This is a genomic window from Escherichia sp. WS1450, assembly GCF_046487395.1.
GTDB lineage: Bacteria > Pseudomonadota > Gammaproteobacteria > Enterobacterales > Enterobacteriaceae > Escherichia > Escherichia coli.
This window is the reverse complement of record NZ_JBJQJO010000014.1, coordinates 108,259-127,675: the sequence shown is the minus strand read 5'-3', so window position 1 is coordinate 127,675 and position 19,417 is coordinate 108,259. Positions and strand designations below refer to the sequence as shown.

Here is a 19,417-nt window from a genome sequence, read left to right as displayed (position 1 = left end):
TCCGACCTACGGTTCAGGCCTGTAGGCATGATAAGACGCGCCAGCGTCGTATCAGGCATCTGCGCACGGTGTCGGATGCGGCGCGAGCGCCTTATCCGACCTACGGTTCAGACCTGTAGGCATGATAAGACGCGCCAGCGTCGCATCAGGCATCGGCGCACGGTGTCGGATGCGGCGCGAGCGCCTTATCCGACCTACGGTTCAGGCCTGTAGGCATGATAAGACGCGTCAGCGTCGCATCAGGCATCGGCGCACGGTGTCGGATGCGCCACACGACGCATCCGACAATACCTTACTCTTCCATCGCCTGGCGGATCTGATCCAACGACGCAGGATCATCAATGGTCGTCAGATCCCCAGGATCGCGTCCTTCGCAAATCGCCTGGATCGTGCGGCGCAGCATTTTTCCGGATCGCGTTTTCGGCAATTGCGAGACAAACCAGACGTGCGCCGGGCGGCCAAAGTTGCCAATCTGGCTGTCCACCAGCGCCATAATCGCCTTCTCTTGCGAGTGCGCCACCTCACGGTCTTCCAGACTGTCGCTCTCTTTCGGAATGACAAACGCCACCGCCACCTGCCCTTTCAGCGCATCTTTCACCCCAACCACCGCCACTTCGGCAACGCCCGGATGACTGGAGATACTCTCTTCAATCTCGCGCGTCCCCAGCCGATGCCCGGCAACGTTAATCACATCGTCAGTGCGCCCGAGAATAAAGTGATAACCGTCAGCATCGCGGATACCCCAGTCAAAAGTGGCGTACACCGGACGGGAAAACAGCGACCAGTACGTCTTCACAAAGCGGTCGTCGTCGCCCCAAATGGTCTGAATACACCCCGGCGGCAATGGCCCTTCCACCACCAGCATCCCTTTCTCGTTGACGCCACACGGTTCGCCGGTGACTTCATTAAGCAACTGCACGTTATAGCCATACATCGGCACGCCGGGGCTACCCAGACGCGTCGGCCTGTCGTCCAGACCGCGAGCAATCGCCATAATCGGCCAGCCGGATTCGGTCTGCCAGTAATTGTCGATCACTGGCACATCCAGCGTATTGCTCACCCAACTGGCGGTCGGCTCGTCCAGCGGTTCTCCAGCCAGATAGAGCACTTCCAGCGACGAGAGATCGTGTTTGCGAATTTCAGCGGTAGGGAATTTTTTCAGCACGCGAATGGCGGTCGGCGCTGAGAACATGCGGCTAACCTGATATTTCTCGACGATTTTCCACCACACGCCGCAGTCCGGCCAGGTCGGTAATCCTTCGTAAACGATAGTCGCCATCCCCGCCAACAGCGGCGCGTAGACGATATACGAATGCCCCACCACCCAGCCGATATCCGAAGCACAAAAGAACACACCGCCCGCTTTGCCGCCAAAAATGGTGTCCATCGAGGTCGCCAGCGCCACCGCATATCCGCCAACGTCACGCTGCACGCCTTTAGGTTTGCCGGTCGTGCCGGAGGTGTAGAGAATGCAGGAGGTTTCGTTGGATTCCAGCCACGCCACCGGTACCCGCGCGCCGATGTGTTGATGGCGCAACGACGCGAAATCGACATCCCGCCCGCTGACGCGTGCCATTTTCGCCAGCCCGCGATCCACCAGCAAAACATGGCGTGGCTGGTGCTGCGCCTGACTTATCGCATCGTCGAGCAATTTTTTATAGGGAATGATTTTGCCACCGCGCGCTCCGGCATCAGCCGAGACAATCAGCACCGGTTTAGCATCATCAATTCGCGCCGCCACGCTGTGCGAGGCAAATCCCCCAAACACCACCGAGTGAATAGCGCCAATGCGCGCGCAAGCCAGCAGAGTAATATGTGCTTCGGCAATCATCGGCATATACACCAGCACCCGATCGCCGCGCTGCACACCCAGCGAGCGCAGCATTGAGGCCACCGCATTCACTTCGTCATGTAACTGGCGGAAGGTAAAGGTGCGCTCTTCTTCTGTTTCCGAAGAGACGGCAATCAGCGCCAGCGCCTCTGGCTGTTTCTCCAGCCAGCGGTCGATAGCGTTGTGACACAAGTTGGTTCGGCCTTCACAAAACCAACGGGCAAACGGCGGATTGCTGTGATCGAGCGTTTGCGTAAAGGGCGTCTGCCAGTCAATACGCCGGGCCTGCTCGGCCCAGAACTTCTCCGGTTCGTTAATCGAACGCTGATAAAATTCGCTAAAAGACATAATGCTCTCCTGTTGAACTTACGCCTTACCGCTGTTTGCTTAAATGACGTACAGGTCGAGATACTCATTGACCGGCATCTGTTCCAGGCGAGCTCTGTCGAGAGAAACCTCCAGAATGCGCTGCTGTTGGCGAGTCGGGAACTGGCGCGCGAGATTGATTTTGAATTTATCGACCAGTTTCGGAATACCATCCTGACGGCGGCGAGCATGACCAATTGGGTACTCCACCACCACTTCTTCAAATCGCGTACCGTCGGTGAACTCAAGGGTTATGGCATTGGCGATGGCACGTTTTTCCGGGTCGTGGTAGTCAGCGGTAAATGCCGGATCTTCAAAGCAATTGATCTTCTCGCGCAGGGCGTCGATGCGTTTATCTTGCGCAACGTTGTCCTCGTAATCTGCCGCCGTTAAGCGTCCGAACAGCAGCGGGATCGCCACCATGTACTGAATGCAGTGATCGCGGTCTGCCGGGTTATTGAGCGGTCCTTTTTTGTCGATGATGCGAATACAGGCTTCGTGGGTGCGAATGGTCACTTTTTCGATATCTGCCGCCGTTTTGCCTGCTGCCTGCATCTGTTCATAGAGCGTCATCGCTGCTTCAACTGCCGTCTGGGAGTGGAACTCCGCCGGGAAGGAGATTTTGAACAGCACATTTTCCATCACGTAAGAACCGTACGGGCGCTGGAAGCGGAACGACTCACCTTTGAAGGAGACGTCGTAGAAGCCCCACACAGGCGCAGTCAGGGCTGACGGGTAACCCATTTCGCCCGTTTTCGCCATCAGTGCCAGACGTACCGCGCGGGAAGTGGCATCGCCCGCCGCCCAGGATTTACGCGTGCCGGTGTTCGGCGCATGGCGATAGGTGCGCAGCGACTGACCGTCCACCCACGCCAGCGAAACGGCGTTGAGAATTTCCTCGCGGGTCAGGCCGAGCATTTCGGCGACCACGGCGGTGGAAGCCACTTTCACTAACAGAACGTGGTCGAGGCCGACGCGGTTAAAGGAGTTTTCCAGCGCGATGCAGCCCTGAATTTCATGGGCTTTGATCATTGCGGTCAGCACCTGTTTCATGGTCAACGGCGCTTTGCCGCTGGCGACCGCGTTGCGCGAAAGCCAGTCCGCCGTTGCCAGAATGCCGCCGAGGTTGTCGGAAGGATGGCCCCACTCCGCCGCCAGCCAGGTATCGTTGAAATCAAGCCAGCGGATCATCGCGCCAATGTTAAATGCCGCCTGGACGGGGTCGAGCTGGAACTGAGTTCCGGGGACGCGCACGCCGTTAGGTACGACAGTGCCGGGGACAATTGGCCCCAGCAGTTTTTTACAGGCCGGGTATTCGAGAGCTTCAAGACCGCAGCCGAGAGTGTCGAGCAGGCAGTAATGTGCGGTGTCGTAGGCCACTTTAGAGCTAATTTCGTAGTTCATGACGTAATCGACGATATCAACGATTTCACGATCAAATTCCGGGCGGATGTTGTTGATTTGAGCTGACATTGGGTACGTTTCCTTATTGTTATTCGTAGAGGTTTACTGGCGCTTATCCAGCGCGACAAACTGGCGGTCTTCCGGTCCAACATAATTGGCGGAAGGACGGATAATTTTGTTGTCCTGACGTTGTTCGATAATGTGCGCCGCCCAGCCGGTGACGCGGGCGATAACAAACAGTGGGGTGAACATCTCGGTGGGAACGCCCATCATGTTGTAGGAAACAGCGGAGAACCAGTCGAGATTGGGGAACATCTTTTTGCTCTCCCACATCACCGTTTCCAGGCGATCGGCGATGTTGTACATCTTCAGCGAACCGCCTTCCTGCGAGAGCTGCTTCGCCACGCGTTTGATCACCTGATGACGCGGGTCGGCGATGGTGTAAACCGGATGACCAAAACCAATGACCACTTCTCTGTTTTCCACGCGCTTGCGGATATCGGCTTCGGCTTCGTCCGGCGTTTCGTAGCGTTGTTGGATCTCCAGCGACACTTCATTCGCCCCGCCGTGTTTCGGCCCGCGCAGTGCGCCAATCGCGCCAATAATCGCGGAATACATATCAGAGCCGGTGCCCGCAATCACCCGGCTGGTAAAGGTGGAGGCGTTAAACTCGTGTTCGGCGTACAGCACCAGCGAAATATGCATCGCCTTTTCCCAGCTTTGCGATGGCTTTTCGCCGTGCAGCAGATGCAGGAAGTGACCGCCGATGGAGTCGTCATCGGTTTCCGGCTGGATGCGTTCGCCGTTGTGGCTGTAGTGATACCAGTAGAGAAGAATCGAGCTAAGCGACGCCAACAGTTTGTCGGCAATATCCCGCGCGCCAGAGACAGTGTGCCCTTCTTTTTCTGGCAGCGTGCAACCGAGTGCGGAAACGCCTGTGCGCATGACATCCATCGGGTGCGACGCCGCCGGTAAGGCTTCCAGCACGGTACGCACGTTAGCCGGTAAACCGCGCAGGGCTTTCAGTTTTGTTTTGTAAGCGGCGAGTTCGTCACGGGTCGGCAGTTTGCCGTGGATCAGCAGATGCGCCACTTCTTCAAATTCGCAATGTTCCGCCAGATCAATAATATCGTAACCACGGTAATGCAAGTCATTGCCACTTTTACCCACGGTGCAGAGCGCCGTATTGCCCGCCGGAACGCCAGAAAGTGCCACAGATTTTTTCGGTTTAATGACATGGGTACTGTTTTGCAGGATCGTTGTGTCGCTCATATTGTCCTCGTCATTGTTATCATTTGTAGGGTCGAGATTGTTGTCGGATGCGACGCTATGCGTCTTATCCGACCTACAGTTCAGTTCACCCCGCAGGCCTGATAAGCCGCGTCAGCGTCGCATCAGGCATCGGTTGTCGGATGCGACGCCATGCGTCTTATCCGACCTACAGTTCAGTTCACCCCGTAGGCCTGATAAGTCGCGTCAGCGGCGCATCAGGCATCGGTTGTCGGATGCGACGCCATACGTCTTATCCGACCTACAGTTCAGCACGCCCCGTAGGCCTGATAAGCCGCGTCAGCGGCGCATCAGGCATCGGTTGTCGGATGCGACGCTATGCGTCTTATCCGACCTACAGTTCAGTTCACCCCGTAGGCCTGATAAGCCGCGTCAGCGGCGCATCAGGCATCGGTTGTCGGATGCGACGCTATGCGTCTTATCCGACCTACAGTTCAGTTCATCCCGTAGGCCTGATAAGCCGCGTCAGCGGCGCATCAGGCATCGGTTGTCGAATACAACCAACGGGCGTTTTTTATTTCGCCTGGCTACGGGCAAACAGGTCGTCGAGCTTCTCTTCGTACTGGTAATAGTTGATGCTTTCGTACAGTTCGTTGCGGGTCTGCATGGTGTCGATGACGCTTTTCTGCGTGCCTTCCTGACGCAGGACGTTGTAGACATGTTCGGCGGCGCGGTTCATGGCGCGAAACGCTGAAAGCGGGTACAGCGCCATTGCAACATGGGCACTGCGTAATTCATCGGTAGTAAACAGCGGTGTTGCGCCAAATTCGGTAATGTTGGCGAGGATTGGCACCTGCACCGCATCGGCAAACTGGCGGTACATAGCGAGTTCGGTAATCGCCTCCGGGAACAACATCTCGGCACCCGCTTCAACATAGGCCCGCGCACGCTCGATCGCCGCATCCAGCCCTTCAACCGCCAGCGCATCGGTGCGCGCCATGATCACAAAATCAGGATCGGTTTTCGCATCCACCGCCGCGCGGATCCGATCCACCATCTCCTCTTTCGAGACGATCGCTTTATTCGGGCGATGGCCGCAGCGTTTCGCACCAACCTGATCTTCAATATGCAATCCCGCCGCACCGGCTTTAATCATCGATTTCACGGTGCGCGCAACGTTAAAAGCAGAAGAACCAAAACCGATATCCGCATCTACCAGCAGCGGCAGCGAGCAGACGTCGGTGATACGGCGAATGTCGGTCAGCACGTCATCAAGGGTAGAAATACCGAGATCGGGCAGCCCCAGCGAACCTGCCGCCACGCCACCGCCGGAAAGATAAATCGCCTGATATCCGGCACGCTGCGCCAACAGCGCATGGTTAGCGTTGATGGTGCCAACAATCTGCAATGGATTTTCTTTAGTCAGTGCAGCGCGAAACGCTTTACCTGGAGAGTGTAGAGACATAGCCCATCCTTTGTTATCAACTTGTTATTTGCGTTAATAAAGACAAAGCAAGGGGTGTGCCACAATTGCCTGAATAAAATTAAATGTTTTATTTCAATTTGTTAGAGATAAAGTCATGAAGTAATCCGCAAATATGCGTTTCAGTTAACGTTTCAGGCAATGTTTCACCGCGTTTCATTGCAACAATTATGAAACAAGACTAAACCCAATATTCAGTTTCTTAACTTTGCGGTGCGCTATGGCACATCCACCACGGCTGAATGACGACAAACCGGTTATCTGGACGGTATCGGTGACGCGCCTGTTCGAGCTGTTTCGCGATATCAGCCTCGAGTTTGATCATCTGGCGAACATTACCCCTATCCAGCTTGGCTTTGAAAAAGCGGTGACCTACATCCGCAAGAAACTGGCAAGCGAACGCTGTGACGCCATCATCGCTGCTGGCTCTAACGGCGCATATCTTAAAAGCCGCCTGTCAGTGCCAGTTATTTTGATTAAACCGAGCGGCTACGATGTGTTGCAGGCACTGGCAAAAGCCGGAAAACTCACCTCTTCTATCGGCGTTGTCACTTATCAGGAAACCATTCCAGCGCTGGTGGCGTTTCAAAAAACCTTTAATTTGCGCCTCGACCAACGTAGCTACATTACAGAGGAAGACGCACGCGGGCAGATTAACGAGCTGAAAGCTAACGGCACCGAAGCGGTGGTCGGCGCAGGGCTGATTACCGATTTGGCAGAAGAAGCCGGAATGACCGGAATTTTTATCTATTCCGCCGCCACCGTGCGCCAGGCATTCAGCGATGCGCTGGATATGACGCGCATGTCGTTACGCCATAACACTCACGATGCCACCCGTAACGCCCTGCGTACTCGTTACGTGCTGGGCGATATGCTCGGTCAATCACCACAGATGGAACAGGTACGGCAGACTATTTTGCTGTATGCCCGCTCCAGTGCAGCGGTGTTGATTGAAGGGGAAACGGGGACGGGCAAAGAGCTGGCGGCCCAGGCGATTCATCGGGAATATTTTGCCCGCCACGATGCGCGACAGGGCAAAAAGTCACATCCGTTTGTTGCCGTCAACTGCGGGGCGATTGCCGAATCGCTGCTGGAGGCAGAGCTGTTTGGCTATGAGGAAGGGGCGTTTACCGGCTCGCGACGCGGAGGTCGCGCCGGGCTGTTCGAAATCGCCCACGGTGGTACGCTGTTTCTGGATGAGATTGGCGAAATGCCGCTACCTTTGCAGACTCGCCTGTTACGGGTGCTGGAAGAAAAAGAGGTCACCCGCGTCGGCGGGCATCAGCCTGTTCCGGTGGATGTGCGAGTCATTAGCGCCACTCACTGCAATCTGGAAGAAGATATGCGGCAAGGGCAGTTTCGCCGTGATCTGTTTTATCGGCTGAGTATTTTGCGTCTGCAATTGCCACCACTGCGCGAGCGGGTGACGGATATTCTGCCGCTGGCGGAAAGCTTTTTGAAAGTGTCTCTGGCGGCGCTCTCCGCCCCGTTTTCTGCCGCATTACGCCAGGGATTACAGGCAAGCGAAACCGTGCTGGTGCACTACGACTGGCCGGGCAATATTCGTGAACTGCGCAATATGATGGAGCGACTGGCGCTGTTTTTAAGTGTGGAACCGACGCCGGATTTAACGCCGCAATTTTTGCAGCTGCTACTGCCGGAACTGGCGCGCGAGTCGGCGAAAATTCCCGCCCCATCCTTGCTGACACCACTACAGGCACTGGAGAAATTTAATGGCGATAAAACAGCAGCGGCGAATTATTTAGGCATCAGCCGGACGACGTTCTGGCGGCGGCTGAAAAGCTGAACTGCCGAATGCAGCGCGAACGCTTTCTCCGGCATAAATTTCAATAGATGATCACCGATAAACTTACGCATCGGGGATGTTTACATAGGGTTCAGAATTACTTCTTCTTATAAATATTTGCCGTGCCGTGGATCTTATTGTCAGTTTGACCAGAGGTCAGTACCAACACATCAGCCCCTTTTTCATCCGCTTTTTTGATCAAATCTTCTTTCGCATCTGCGGTCGACATTTCATTACTGGTTGAAATATCACCTATTTTTTCATATTGCGATTCAACCTTTTCAAATTCCGCTTTGGTCATTAATTCTGCGGCATAGACATTGGTAACGGCAAACGCTAACGCACCGACTAACATTTTAGAGATTATTTTCATATTACGGCTCCAGAGTTGTTATCACACTATCACCCACCCACATTATTGGGTTGATTAATAATTAGTTCAGTCAGGGCATAAACGCCAGTAACCGGAAATAAGACACTTTGTGATCTCTCTCGCACCCGATTATTTTTGGTAGAAATATGATGAAGTTACTTCACTTATTTATGGATGAAATCACTATGGATCCTTTGCACGCCGTTTATCTGACCGTAGGACTGTTCGTGATTACTTTTTTTAATCCGGGAGCCAATCTCTTTGTGGTAGTACAAACCAGCCTGGCTTCCGGTCGACGCGCAGGAGTGCTGACCGGACTGGGCGTGGCGTTGGGCGATGCATTTTATTCCGGGTTGGGTTTGTTTGGTCTTGCAACGCTAATTACGCAGTGTGAGGAGATTTTTTCTCTTATCAGAATCGTTGGCGGCGCTTATCTCTTATGGTTTGCGTGGTGCAGCATGCGCCGCCAGTCAACACCGCAAATGAGCACACTACAACAACCGATTAGCGCCCCCTGGTATGTTTTTTTTCGACGTGGATTAATTACCGATCTCTCTAACCCGCAAACCGTTTTATTTTTTATCAGTATTTTCTCAGTAACATTAAATGCCGAAACACCAACATGGGCACGTTTAATGGCCTGGGCGGGGATTGTGCTCGCATCAGTTATCTGGCGCGTTTTTCTTAGTCAGGCGTTTTCTTTGCCCGCTGTGCGTCGTGCTTATGGGCGTATGCAACGCGTTGCCAGTCGGGTTATTGGTGCAATTATTGGTATATTCGCGCTACGCCTGATTTACGAAGGGGTGATGCAGCGGTGAGCAGATAATTTACTCTCTACGTAATCAACCTGATTTGCCAAATCCCGGTCATCGGCGATGATAGCCCCCGTAATGCGTGGTCCTTATTTCCGATAAGTTTACTTGAGTCTTTAGCTTCCCATTTCAGCCCACTCTCCCCTGTGTGGGCTTTTTTCATTGCTCTGACCCGCCCTGAATAGCCAAACAATGGCAATGTTTCACTTTGCAGGGATGATAATAAGGGGAGCTGATTCAGAAGAGTTATGAAAAGTTGGACCGCCATCGAGGCCTCGAACCCCGTACCATACAACAATCCTGGTTGTCGTCTGCTCTTCCTGATGAGCTAATGGCGGTTTTTGATATGAGCCTTACAGCATATTTTCTGTCAGGCTTGAGTGCGATGCGTAAGGTACAGAAAAGACCCCACACAAACATGATGGAATTATGATTTTTTTCATATGAATGTCAACCCACACATTCACAAAACACCTGCATGAGATCATTTTTTATACACCACATAGCTGCAAAACTACTACTGGTGATTTTTTAAGCGAAGCGTCGCCGATCACAACAAAATATCGGCGAAAAAGGCGGTGGAATGCCATTTGGCATACGGATATACAGATGAAATGATCACCTGCTTTGCGATTCACTCTCTGCTGGAATAACAACTTGCAGGTGGAACCCTTTCTGAACTAAAGAGTGTAGCGGATTTTAACGTGCTTATTTACAGGATAATATCTGTCACCTAATTCCTGCACTCTATTCGATATCCATTCGTTTAATCGCGCATCATCTCTGTATGTTTTTACGTCCAGAACAGAGAGCAATAACATCACCAGCGATTCAGGAAAAACAGGGTAGATATTTTTTAAGTGTAATAATAATCCATGCGCAAGCGCCTGCTTAATTGGTGCGTCGCTCTCCGGAATAGACGACATTTCGCGAAGCCATTTTTCCACATGCATACACTCTTTCCCTTTAGGGAAAAGTCTCAGTAAAGGCATATGGTGTTCAAGAAGAATACATTTGCAATCTGTTCGCACTGAATCGATAAACTGCACTAATTTCTTAAGCCCGGTAAAGCGTCCAGCCTGCACATTTGCTTTAATATCAAGAAACGCATCATCCTGGTCATATACCCAAACTGTCCCTTTTTGATTTTCAAGTATGCGAAAAACAAACTTAACCGGGTAATCAGGGTAATCCATCCAGTCATAAAATCCCGGGAAATCATTAAACTGTACATTTATGGTAAGTGCGTTATCGTCTGACCACTCACAGTCTCGTACGGCAGCCATGAGATGAATGAGTTTGTCATCATCGACTAAATCATCACGACAATCATAAGGATAATCATAATATTGTTTAATCAAAACCTTGAATATATCGACACAGGAAACCAGGGAGCTTTTGATATCCTCCGGTAACTGATTGTTTTTAACCGTATTAAGTATGCTTTGTTGCGTATATGGCATCAAATTATTGTACGGAGCTTTTAATGATATCATCGCGATCTCTCTTAAATAAAAATAAACGTCGCAGATAATAAAGCCCTGATTAAACCAGGCACTATCAGAAATCGCTCATAACTAACGTATGAAGTATTGTGTCCTGGAGGGAGTTAATTTAACAATTTGAATTTACGTTATAGGTTTTACCGCTACTTTGATATTATTTCGCTCTCCTTAACTAAAAAGTTAAGTGGAGAGCGAAGTTAATATGTTAAACCACAGGGTATTTATTAATTGTTTCAGTCTGTTAGTGTGCGATTATCGATAACAAAACGATATTTCACATCTCCTCGCAGCATTCGCTCATAGGCTTCATTAATTTGATCGGCCCGAATCATCTCTATATCAGCCACGATGCCATGTTCGGCGCAAAAATCGAGCATCTCCTGTGTTTCTGGAATGCCGCCAATCATAGAGCCGGCTATCGCGCGGCGTTTCATGATCAGGTTGAAAACTTCCGGCGATTTATGCGGTGTCGCAGGCGCACCAACCAGCGTCATGGTGCCATCGCGCTTCAGCAAGGTGGTAAAATCGTCGAGATTATGTGGCGCAGCTACTGTATTCAAAATGAAATCGAAACTCTTCAGATGAGCCGCCATCTCATCGGCATTGCGTGAGTTAACAACTTCATCGGCCCCCAGGGCTTTTGCCGCTTCGCGTTTTGCCTCAGAAGTGGTAAATGCCACCACATGTGCCCCCATCGCGTGGGCCAGCTTAATCCCCATATGTCCCAGACCGCCGATGCCAACCACGCCCACTTTTTTACCCGGCCCGGCCTGCCAGTGACGTAGCGGCGAGTATGTGGTGATCCCTGCACACAATAAAGGAGCCACCGCCGCCAGCTGCTCTTGCGGGTGACGAATACGCAGAACATATCGCTCATGAACGACGATCTGTTGTGAGTAGCCGCCCAGCGTATGGCCCGGTTCGTCCGGCGTCGGCGAGTTATAGGTGCCGGTCATGTGATCACAGTAGTTTTCCAGCCCGTCTTCACACTCTTCGCAATGTTTACAACTGTCGACAATACAGCCGACACCGACCAGATCGCCCGTCGCATGTTTTTCTACCTGATCACCAACGGCTACCACACGCCCCACAATTTCATGACCCGGCACGCAGGGGTAAACCGTCCCCGCCCACTCGGAACGGACCTGGTGGATATCGGAATGGCAGACGCCACAGTAAGCGATTTCAATTTTGACATCATGCGGTCCCGGTTCACGCCTGGTAATATCCATCGGTTCCAGCGGTTGCGTCGCGGAATAAGCACCAATAGCCTTGATATTCATTGCATTCACTCCTGTTCGAAGAGGTATCTGGATGATGTGAGGAACGTCTTTGCAGCAAAACTCGCTCATTCAATATAGCCAATGAATGGTTGCCCGTGATGGGCTCTGAGACGTTGATACCGGAGAGTTTAATGACCAATAGTGGTGTCGTTTTTCGTGGCAGATCACACTTTCTGGCACCAGCGATATCCCTTTTCCGCCTTAAAACCGGGGCGGTATCGTGACTGGCGAATTAGACTGCCGTGAAATTCAATTATTACGCACACGCCGTTTACCCCGCAAAAGAAACACGCAATAACTTTAACTGCCCGTTAATCATGCCAAATTCCAGTATAGTTGTGCCATCACAAACAGCCGGTGGAATTTGTTCATTAGCCTGCGAACCAATATTCAGCGTAATGCCATCGTCAGAAATATTCCCCGACATCGCCAGTTCACATATTCCCGTGACGTAGTGGCGCTCCCCTTTCTCTTCGTAATAGAAACGTCCATCATTGAGGGGATAATATTTTCTTTTTTGCTCCGCTGGCGTCAGCGAATGACTGAGATAATCATCAATCCATTGGGTACCCGGATGTATCGTGAATTTTGTGACATTATGCAGACGCCGCATAATGGTTTCTGAATGGCGATCAAATAGTGCTTCTGTGAAGGGTTCAGATTCAGGCAACTCAATCTCAGCGAGAAAGCCGAAATAGGTATCGTAGGGGAATTTTAAGAAGGTTTTTAGTTTCGTGGCATTCTTTGCACTCAGCGCTTGCTGAAACTTTTGCAATTGCGTTAAGGCATCTTTTTTCTGCTCCGGCGTGACCAGGGGCTGTATGCGCACCGCCTCGCATTCGTGTTGTGAATTTCCAGCAGGGCAAGTTGCCAGGACGGCCTGACTCAGAAACAACAGCGATAACCAAAGAAATTTCACGGCGTCTATCCATCCCTGGATAAAAAAGATAATCCGCAGTGTACGTCATGGGCAAAACGCAGAGGATATCGGGTTTTAAAATCGGAATAGTGCCTGCCCGGATATCCTCGCTGATAACGTTACACCACACTCCCCCACACCAGTTGTCCTTTATGGAACGTTGCCGTTCTCGGCGAGATACGCGCCACCGCCTCGGCGGAACAGGAGGCGTCCACCAGCACAAAACTGGCGTCATCCTGCGCTTTGGGCCACACGCGCTCGCCTTTTTCATTCAGCGGCAATACATCGCCAGTGGCTAAAAACAGCGAACGGGACAAATTCTGTTCGTTAGGGCGAATATAGAGCTGCGCGTACAGATTGGCTTTTTCCAGCATGTCGCCCAGGCCATAAGGTGACCAGTGGTCAATAACGCTGTCAGTTCCGGTCATGACTTTTACGCCTTTGTCGTGCAACTGTTTGAGCGGCATATGCAGCGTGCCAATCGGCACCGTCGAGGCGATAGAAATTTGCTGCGCCGCCATCCGGTGCGCCAGTTCATCTACCTGTTGTTCGTTGAGCGTTGCCAACGCAAAGGCGTGACTGATGGTCAGCTTGCCCTTCAGCTGTGGCGTTTTCTCTACCGTTTCAACCATATAATTGATGGCTGCCACACCTGCCGGAGTGGTTTCGTGCAGGTGAATATCGACGCCTTTGTCGTAGTCCAGCGCAATCTGAAACATGGTGTCGAGGGATTTTTCCATCGCGCCATCAACACTGGTTGGGTCCAGCCCGCCGACGTAATGCGCGCCCGCCTGCATCGCTTCACGCATTAAGGGTTCTGATTTCGACAGCAGCAAACCGTGCTGCGGGAAGGCGACGATTTCACACTCGAAGCCCGCCTGACGTCGCGCCAGCACCGCCTGCAAATTTTGCAGATTTTTCAGGCCGGAAACCGGTTCGATATTGCAGTGGCTGCGGGCAATGGTGGTGCCTTTCGACTGCAATAAATCGATCAGTTTTTCCGCTCGTTCCTGAGTGTACGGTTGCAGCTCCGGCAGCATTTTCTGCTCGAGTTTGATCATGTCCTGGATGGTGGTGCCTGCCGGGCGATTGAGCGAGCGCCACGGCCCGCCGTAAAAGGTTTTGTCGAGATGAATATGCATGTCGCGGGTGGTGGGCAGCATCAGCTTACCGCCAGCGTCATAGTACGGCAGCGTGGCGTCCGGATGCTGCTTGTTCTCGCGCAGGGCAACAATTTTGCCGTTCTGAATCTCTACGGTCTGGTGCGCCGTGCGGGTCTGTACCGCCACACCGTTTTCGTAGTCAAAACCGGTTTCCAGCAGCACGTTGTCGAGATAGTAGTGCGGGTCAGTGATTTTCATGGTGTTATTCGCGTCGCAGTGGGTTGTGCCAGAGACTGCCGCATGGGCGAGCGGCACAGAGGTACCAAACAGCGCGGCGGCGGTGACCATCTTACCGCTCTGGCTCAGAAACTCACGGCGGCTATTGCTTTCTTTCATCTTACGTCCTTACGTTTTAATAATATGGGTGCCCGTTTCACCGCGCAGCGCCGCAGGCAGGCATTCCGGCGTGGTGATAATCACTTCTTTGCCGCCCTGTTCCAGGAACGTCAGGCTGGCGATGATTTTTGGCAACATGCTGCCAGGCGGAAAATGCCCTTCCTGCATATAGCGGGTCATGGTGGCAATATCCACCCGATCGAGCGCCTGCTGCTGCGGTTTACCAAAATGAATACACACTTTTTCCACGCCCGTGGTGATCACCAGAATGTCGGCGTGAATTTCACGGGCCAATAGCGCGGTAGAGAGATCTTTGTCGATAACCGCGTCCACGCTTTGGTAATCCCCCGCTTCAGTACGCACTACCGGAATTCCACCGCCGCCCGCGCCAATTACCACAAAGCCTTGTTGGATCAGCGTCTTAATGGCAGGTGCTTCGACAATACGTTTCGGTTCCGGCGAGGCGACCACGCGGCGATAGCCCCGTCCGGCATCTTCAACAAAACGCCAGTCAGGATTTGCCTTTTGTAATTCGTCACGCTGGCTGTCACTAAAGAATGCGCCGATGGGCTTGGTGGGATGAGCAAATCCCGGATCGTTTTTATCCACTTCCACCTGAGTCACCACGGTGACGGCTTTTTTCTCGCCGTGACGCGCCAGTCGGTTATTCAGCGCCTGTTGGATCAGGTAGCCGATGCCACCTTGCGTATCCGCCACACAGTTCGCCAGCGGCGTTAAGGGCAGCCCTTCGCGCTCGTGGGCAATCTCCGCACGGCGTAAATCCAGCCCGACCTGCGGCCCGTTGCCGTGGGTCAGCACAATGTCGTAATCGGAAGCCAGCATTTCCAGCACCGTATCGGCGACGGCCTTCACCGCCTCCGCCTGATGCTCAATCGACTGGCTGGCGTTATCTTTGATAATGCTGTTGCCACCAATGGCAACGACCACAAGCTCTTTCATGTTGTTATGTCCGCTACAGAGGGTGATGGGGTTATGAGAGTGAGGTTGCCCCTCTCCCCAGAAGGGAGAAGGGATCGTAAGGTGCGTTTGCAGGTCAGACGCCGTAACGTTCGCACCAGCCGAGAATGGCTTTCTCGAAGCAGGCGAATGGTGGATGCACAATGCCCGCGCCAATCATGCCGATGCCCGCATCTTTATGAGCGATGGCGGTGTTGATCACTGGCAGAATGCCGCTACTGCCCACGCGGGTGATGTCGATTGCCGACGGCACGCCCATAAAACCGAGCAGCGGAATGGTGACGTTGGGGTTTTCGCCGAGAGTGATTTCGCGCATCTGACGGGAGAAATCGATAGCTTCTTCCACCGTACCGCCCACCAGCGCGACGATCGCGGGCGCGGTCGCCATAGCAAATCCGCCAATGCCGTAGGTTTCGGTGATGGCGCTGTCGCCGATATCCAGCCCCGAATCTTCCGGCTTATAACCGGCAAACATCGGGCCGATCACCTGCTGCGCCGGACCGGTAAACCATTGCCCCGGTAATCCGCTGACCCGCAGGCCGAACTCGACGCCGTTACGCGCCATCGTGGTCACCACGGTGCTGTATTCGATGCCGTGCGCCGCATCCATCGCCGCTTTACACATCGCCATCCACGTCGGGCCGGAGAAGTAGTCGCTGCTGGCGACAAACTCAAACACTTCGCGCTGTTTCTCCACGGAATAACCTGCCTGAATAATTCCCGGCGTCAGCGCCTGAATCAGCAACGTCGTCCCGGCGTTATTGCGGTTATGGCACTCATCGCCCATATGCAGCGCCTGCGCCAGCATTAAGCGCAGATCGATCTCGCCGATAATTTTCATCGCATCGCGCAGCATGGGGCCCTGCACATCACGCATCCAGTTGAGGCGGTCGATCACGCTCTGGTCGTTAGCGCCCATACGCAAAATCTTCGCCATCTGCTCGCTCATGTTGGTATAAGCGATGTTGCCGTAGGTTTTGTTTTTTACGATGTGCATAAACATCGAGGCCGAGGTAACACCCGCCATCGATCCCACACAGTCGTGTTCATGGCACGGCGAGAAGGTGATCTCCCCGGAGGCCGCCAGTTCAGCCGCCTCGTCGAGATCTTTCGCCAGCCCTTCGAACACCAGCGCTCCGGTGACCGCGCCTTTCATCGCGCCGCACATTTTTTCCCAGGTGACCGGCGGCCCGGCGTGAAGAATGGTTTTCGGCGTCATGCCCGGCACCACGTTAATCGCCTGATCAAAACCAATCAGCACCGGATGCGACTGGATAATGCGCTCCAGCGCCTGCTGGTTAGCGGCGGCGATTTTGTCTGCCAGCGGCGAATCGGCAATGTTATCCAGCGCCTGCACCACCTGCATATTGCCCTGCCCCGGCGGCGTCCAGTCGAGTTGGGTCACTTCTACATGCTGCTTTTTCAAATCATCGCTAAACATGGCGATGCCGACGTTAATAACGTTCAACGGTTGGCTAAACAGTGACTGGCTCATCAGGCTTCCTCCCCTTTGCAGATAAATTCACGCGCCAGCAATCCGGTATTGGTGCTGCTGCTTGCCAGAATTACCCCAGCATCAAGCAGCATCTGGCTTTGTTGTTCTAACGATGGCGTATCGAGATCGGTACCCAGCACATAGGCGAGAATGATCAACTCGCGCCCTTCGGCAGCGGCGATCGCTTTCGCCTCTTTGATCGCCTCGATGGTGGAACCGACCGGATCTTCATGCGATCCAAACCCGAGCACAAAATCCATCACGATCACCGCCACTTCTGGATCGCGCGCTTCTTCGATCAACCGGCTGATGCGGTTGGTCGGGTCAATCATTGGATGCGGCTTGCCGTTGGTAAAATCGTCATCGCCAAAGTCGAGGAAGGTGTGTTTGATGCTGCGGTTGATATCTTGCAGGCGGAATTCAGGATCGGGCTGGATGTTGCTGTAGACATCGCCGTGTTTTTCCATCACCGCGAACATGGTTTCGTCACACAGCGTGCCGCCGCAGAACAGGCCACGAATGTATTTCTGCTGCGGTTGCAGACGCGCACGCACATCCGCAATCAACGGCTGGTTCAGGGTATGCAAGTCGAGATGTTCTTGTTTCACACCGGAGAGCATCACCGCTTTTAGTGCCGCCTCTTTGGTGCCGCGAGCAAACTGTAGCCCCTGCTCATCCACTGGCGTTTCGCCACGACCGAGGAAGCAGACTACCACTGGCTTACGGCAGGCGCGTGCGCGTTCCAGCACTTTGCGGGCCACCGCAGGCGCAGGCGGTTTGGAGATAAGCACAATGATTTCAGTTTGCGGATCGTTTTCCAGCATCCCGATGGCGTCGAGCATCATCAGGCCGCCGATTTTCTCGCTCAGGTCGCGCCCGCCGGTGCCGATCAGTTGCGAAACGCCGCCGCCAAATTCATGAATGCGGACGCTCAGTTCCTGGCTACCGGTGCCGGATGCGCCAACAATGCCGATGTTGCCGCGACGCACGGCGTTACCAAAGCAGAGCGCCGCGCCGTTGATAATCGCCGTACCGCAGTCTGGCCCCATCATCAGCAGCCCTTTTTCGTGGGCCAACTGTTTGAGCGCCAGTTCATCTTCAACCGAGACGTTATCGGAAAACAGCATCACGTTAAGATCATTTTGCAGCGCCTGATGCGCTTCGCGCGCGGCAAACAGACCGTTGACCGAAATCACTGCCAGGTTACTTTCCGGGATATGCTTTTTGGCGCTGGCAATAGTGGCGTAACGCGCCTCATGCGAGCCGCTTTGCGCTTTGGTGTTAAACAGTTCTTCAATCTCCACCAGCAACTGCTCGTTGTCCGCACCCGATTTACCATTGATGACAATCATCAGGTCACCGTTTTTCGCCTGCTCCAGTTCCGGCGTCAGCAGTCCTAAATTCTTCAACACGCCTTTATTCATTTCAGTCGCCATCGCCACAAATGCCTGCTCGACGCCGTCGAGTTTATTTGCACGCGTGGAGATAGACATCAGAGAGACAGAATCAAAATAGGTATTCGGTTTAATGACTATTTTAACTGACATAATTCCCTCCGTAGGTTTGGCTCAGCGCACAACCATCGGCCATGCCATACAGCATGTCGCAGCCGGAACTGGAGCCAATATGTTTAATTTTTTCTATTGCCTGGGTTGAATTCCCAGGGACACCATAAATAATGTTGTGAATAAAACGATGAATATTTTCCCGGCAGCGTTGTTGTAATGCGGCTTCCAGCGTTATGGCACTTAATAACGTGGTATTATTTCTGCCGCGTTGCAGACCGAGATAAAATTCCTCTTTGTATTTTTCCGCCGGATGTCCGGAAATAAATAAAATAAGCGCCAGACCTGTTAAATAATCGTCGGCTGATGGCGTAAGGCCAATCCCTAAGCCCATCATACTGGCGACTGCTGAGGCGATATTTTGTTTATCGTTTACGGCCTGAATAACTGCCCGTCGTTTAATATGTAATTCTTTATTTAACGCCTGATAAAACGGATTATCGCCGCAATAATTAAACAGGGTTTCATTTTGCCCCAGGTGCTGATGAATAATGTCATGCCACTGTTGCCAGGCGATAAGGTGAAAATTCACAGCGGTCATTTGCAAGGTTGGGGACAGCCAACGCAGGCAATGACTCATCTCTATATGAAGATGTTGACCAACCGTAATGCCTTGATCGTCAAACTGAACCTTATCACCATGCCGGAACAGACCATCAAAGTGAGTGAGTGCCAACCGACAACTGTTTGGCGCATTGTCGTACTCTTCACAAAGCAGCGTCAGCAACTGCTGGCGGGCCGGAAGTGCGATATTTACCGCTCTGGCAAAGACCTGTTCAACCTGTCCTTGCCCCCGCTGCGCCAGAAAATCAGCATCCGCAGTTAGCGCCCACACACACCGTCTTTCTGGTGTGTTGATAGCAAGCC

At 52.9% G+C, this 19,417-nt stretch carries 17 protein-coding genes; 3 read left to right on the top strand and 14 right to left on the bottom strand.

Translation table 11 applies throughout. The annotated features are described in order from the left end of the window. Positions 1-292: 292 nt before the first annotated feature. Genes prpE through prpC form a run of 3 tightly spaced genes read right to left on the bottom strand, consistent with a single transcriptional unit; the run spans position 293 to position 4,873 of the window. On the bottom strand, positions 293-2,179 hold the full coding sequence (gene prpE, locus ACJHYR_RS17225; RefSeq protein ID WP_000010236.1) for a propionate--CoA ligase: 1,887 nt from the start codon (positions 2,177-2,179) through the stop codon (positions 293-295). Between the two features lie 39 nt (positions 2,180-2,218). After that, entirely contained in the window at positions 2,219-3,670 is a 1,452-nt protein-coding gene (prpD, locus tag ACJHYR_RS17220) for a 2-methylcitrate dehydratase (protein ID WP_001275859.1), read from the bottom strand. Positions 3,671-3,703: 33 nt separating this feature from the next. After that, positions 3,704-4,873, bottom strand: a complete 1,170-nt coding sequence (gene prpC / locus ACJHYR_RS17215; RefSeq protein ID WP_001285892.1) for a 2-methylcitrate synthase — start codon at positions 4,871-4,873, stop codon at positions 3,704-3,706. Between the two features lie 47 nt (positions 4,874-4,920). Between prpC and ACJHYR_RS17210 the strand changes: the two genes are divergently transcribed. After that, entirely contained in the window at positions 4,921-5,460 is a 540-nt protein-coding gene (locus ACJHYR_RS17210; protein WP_001526095.1) for a hypothetical protein, read from the top strand. Here ACJHYR_RS17210 and prpB read toward each other — a convergent pair. Beyond that, complete coding sequence (gene prpB, locus ACJHYR_RS17205) at positions 5,406-6,296, bottom strand: methylisocitrate lyase (RefSeq protein WP_000052209.1); 891 nt, start codon at positions 6,294-6,296, stop codon at positions 5,406-5,408. The genes ACJHYR_RS17210 and prpB overlap by 55 nt on opposite strands. A gap of 238 nt (positions 6,297-6,534) precedes the next feature. On the opposite strand from prpB, the gene prpR reads away from it, so the two are divergent. After that, complete coding sequence (prpR, locus tag ACJHYR_RS17200) at positions 6,535-8,121, top strand: propionate catabolism operon regulatory protein PrpR (protein WP_059328184.1); 1,587 nt, start codon at positions 6,535-6,537, stop codon at positions 8,119-8,121. 97 nt (positions 8,122-8,218) lie between these two features. Here prpR and yahO read toward each other — a convergent pair whose 3' ends face one another. Then, positions 8,219-8,494: a DUF1471 family periplasmic protein YahO gene (gene yahO / locus ACJHYR_RS17195; RefSeq protein ID WP_000691953.1), complete on the bottom strand. Its 276-nt coding sequence runs from the start codon at positions 8,492-8,494 to the stop codon at positions 8,219-8,221. A gap of 146 nt (positions 8,495-8,640) precedes the next feature. Between yahO and ACJHYR_RS17190 the strand changes: the two genes are divergently transcribed. Further along, entirely contained in the window at positions 8,641-9,312 is a 672-nt protein-coding gene (locus tag ACJHYR_RS17190) for a LysE family transporter (RefSeq protein WP_000976976.1), read from the top strand. Positions 9,313-9,328: 16 nt separating this feature from the next. Here the strand turns inward: ACJHYR_RS17190 and ACJHYR_RS17185 are convergent, their stop codons facing one another. From ACJHYR_RS17185 to ACJHYR_RS17145, 9 genes are all read right to left on the bottom strand, one after another. Continuing rightward, the gene (locus ACJHYR_RS17185) at positions 9,329-9,574 is read right to left on the bottom strand and encodes a hypothetical protein (RefSeq protein WP_000290602.1); all 246 of its coding nucleotides are present in this window, start codon (positions 9,572-9,574) and stop codon (positions 9,329-9,331) included. A gap of 412 nt (positions 9,575-9,986) precedes the next feature. Continuing rightward, entirely contained in the window at positions 9,987-10,802 is an 816-nt protein-coding gene (gene yahL, locus ACJHYR_RS17180; RefSeq protein ID WP_001586720.1) for a protein YahL, read from the bottom strand. Between the two features lie 242 nt (positions 10,803-11,044). Beyond that, positions 11,045-12,094, bottom strand: a complete 1,050-nt coding sequence (gene yahK / locus ACJHYR_RS17175; protein ID WP_001545261.1) for an NADPH-dependent aldehyde reductase YahK — start codon at positions 12,092-12,094, stop codon at positions 11,045-11,047. A 271-nt stretch (positions 12,095-12,365) separates the two neighbouring features. Continuing rightward, positions 12,366-13,013 carry a hypothetical protein gene (locus tag ACJHYR_RS17170; RefSeq protein ID WP_000670937.1) on the bottom strand — a complete coding sequence of 216 codons (648 nt, stop codon included), beginning with the start codon at positions 13,011-13,013 and terminating at the stop codon, positions 12,366-12,368. A 119-nt stretch (positions 13,014-13,132) separates the two neighbouring features. Then, complete coding sequence (locus tag ACJHYR_RS17165) at positions 13,133-14,512, bottom strand: amidohydrolase family protein (protein WP_000665140.1); 1,380 nt, start codon at positions 14,510-14,512, stop codon at positions 13,133-13,135. A 9-nt stretch (positions 14,513-14,521) separates the two neighbouring features. Beyond that, positions 14,522-15,472 carry a carbamate kinase family protein gene (locus tag ACJHYR_RS17160; RefSeq protein ID WP_039720227.1) on the bottom strand — a complete coding sequence of 317 codons (951 nt, stop codon included), beginning with the start codon at positions 15,470-15,472 and terminating at the stop codon, positions 14,522-14,524. Positions 15,473-15,566: 94 nt separating this feature from the next. Beyond that, positions 15,567-16,985, bottom strand: a complete 1,419-nt coding sequence (locus ACJHYR_RS17155; RefSeq protein WP_000083460.1) for a DUF1116 domain-containing protein — start codon at positions 16,983-16,985, stop codon at positions 15,567-15,569. Continuing rightward, positions 16,985-18,532: an acyl-CoA synthetase FdrA gene (gene fdrA, locus ACJHYR_RS17150; RefSeq protein WP_059327844.1), complete on the bottom strand. Its 1,548-nt coding sequence runs from the start codon at positions 18,530-18,532 to the stop codon at positions 16,985-16,987. Before fdrA ends, ACJHYR_RS17155 begins: the two co-directional genes overlap by 1 nt. Continuing rightward, positions 18,522-19,385, bottom strand: coding sequence for a DUF2877 domain-containing protein (locus tag ACJHYR_RS17145; protein ID WP_039720228.1), 864 nt, complete (start codon positions 19,383-19,385; stop codon positions 18,522-18,524). The genes fdrA and ACJHYR_RS17145 overlap by 11 nt, the downstream gene beginning before the upstream one ends. Between the last annotated feature and the right edge of the window lie 32 nt (positions 19,386-19,417).

Bases quoted from the DNA above. Each gene is read 5' to 3' on its own strand.
- prpE (WP_000010236.1), bottom strand. From the start codon at position 2,179: ATGTCTTTTAGCGAATTTTATCAGCGTTCGATTAACGAACCGGAGAAG.
- prpD (WP_001275859.1), bottom strand. From the start codon at position 3,670: ATGTCAGCTCAAATCAACAACATCCGCCCGGAATTTGATCGTGAAATC.
- prpC (WP_001285892.1), bottom strand. From the start codon at position 4,873: ATGAGCGACACAACGATCCTGCAAAACAGTACCCATGTCATTAAACCG.
- ACJHYR_RS17210 (WP_001526095.1), top strand. From the start codon at position 4,921: ATGCGACGCTATGCGTCTTATCCGACCTACAGTTCAGTTCACCCCGCA.
- prpB (WP_000052209.1), bottom strand. From the start codon at position 6,296: ATGTCTCTACACTCTCCAGGTAAAGCGTTTCGCGCTGCACTGACTAAA.
- prpR (WP_059328184.1), top strand. From the start codon at position 6,535: ATGGCACATCCACCACGGCTGAATGACGACAAACCGGTTATCTGGACG.
- yahO (WP_000691953.1), bottom strand. From the start codon at position 8,494: ATGAAAATAATCTCTAAAATGTTAGTCGGTGCGTTAGCGTTTGCCGTT.
- ACJHYR_RS17190 (WP_000976976.1), top strand. From the start codon at position 8,641: ATGATGAAGTTACTTCACTTATTTATGGATGAAATCACTATGGATCCT.
- ACJHYR_RS17185 (WP_000290602.1), bottom strand. From the start codon at position 9,574: ATGGCGGTCCAACTTTTCATAACTCTTCTGAATCAGCTCCCCTTATTA.
- yahL (WP_001586720.1), bottom strand. From the start codon at position 10,802: ATGATATCATTAAAAGCTCCGTACAATAATTTGATGCCATATACGCAA.
- yahK (WP_001545261.1), bottom strand. From the start codon at position 12,094: ATGAATATCAAGGCTATTGGTGCTTATTCCGCGACGCAACCGCTGGAA.
- ACJHYR_RS17165 (WP_000665140.1), bottom strand. From the start codon at position 14,512: ATGAAAGAAAGCAATAGCCGCCGTGAGTTTCTGAGCCAGAGCGGTAAG.
- ACJHYR_RS17160 (WP_039720227.1), bottom strand. From the start codon at position 15,472: ATGAAAGAGCTTGTGGTCGTTGCCATTGGTGGCAACAGCATTATCAAA.
- ACJHYR_RS17155 (WP_000083460.1), bottom strand. From the start codon at position 16,985: ATGAGCCAGTCACTGTTTAGCCAACCGTTGAACGTTATTAACGTCGGC.
- fdrA (WP_059327844.1), bottom strand. From the start codon at position 18,532: ATGTCAGTTAAAATAGTCATTAAACCGAATACCTATTTTGATTCTGTC.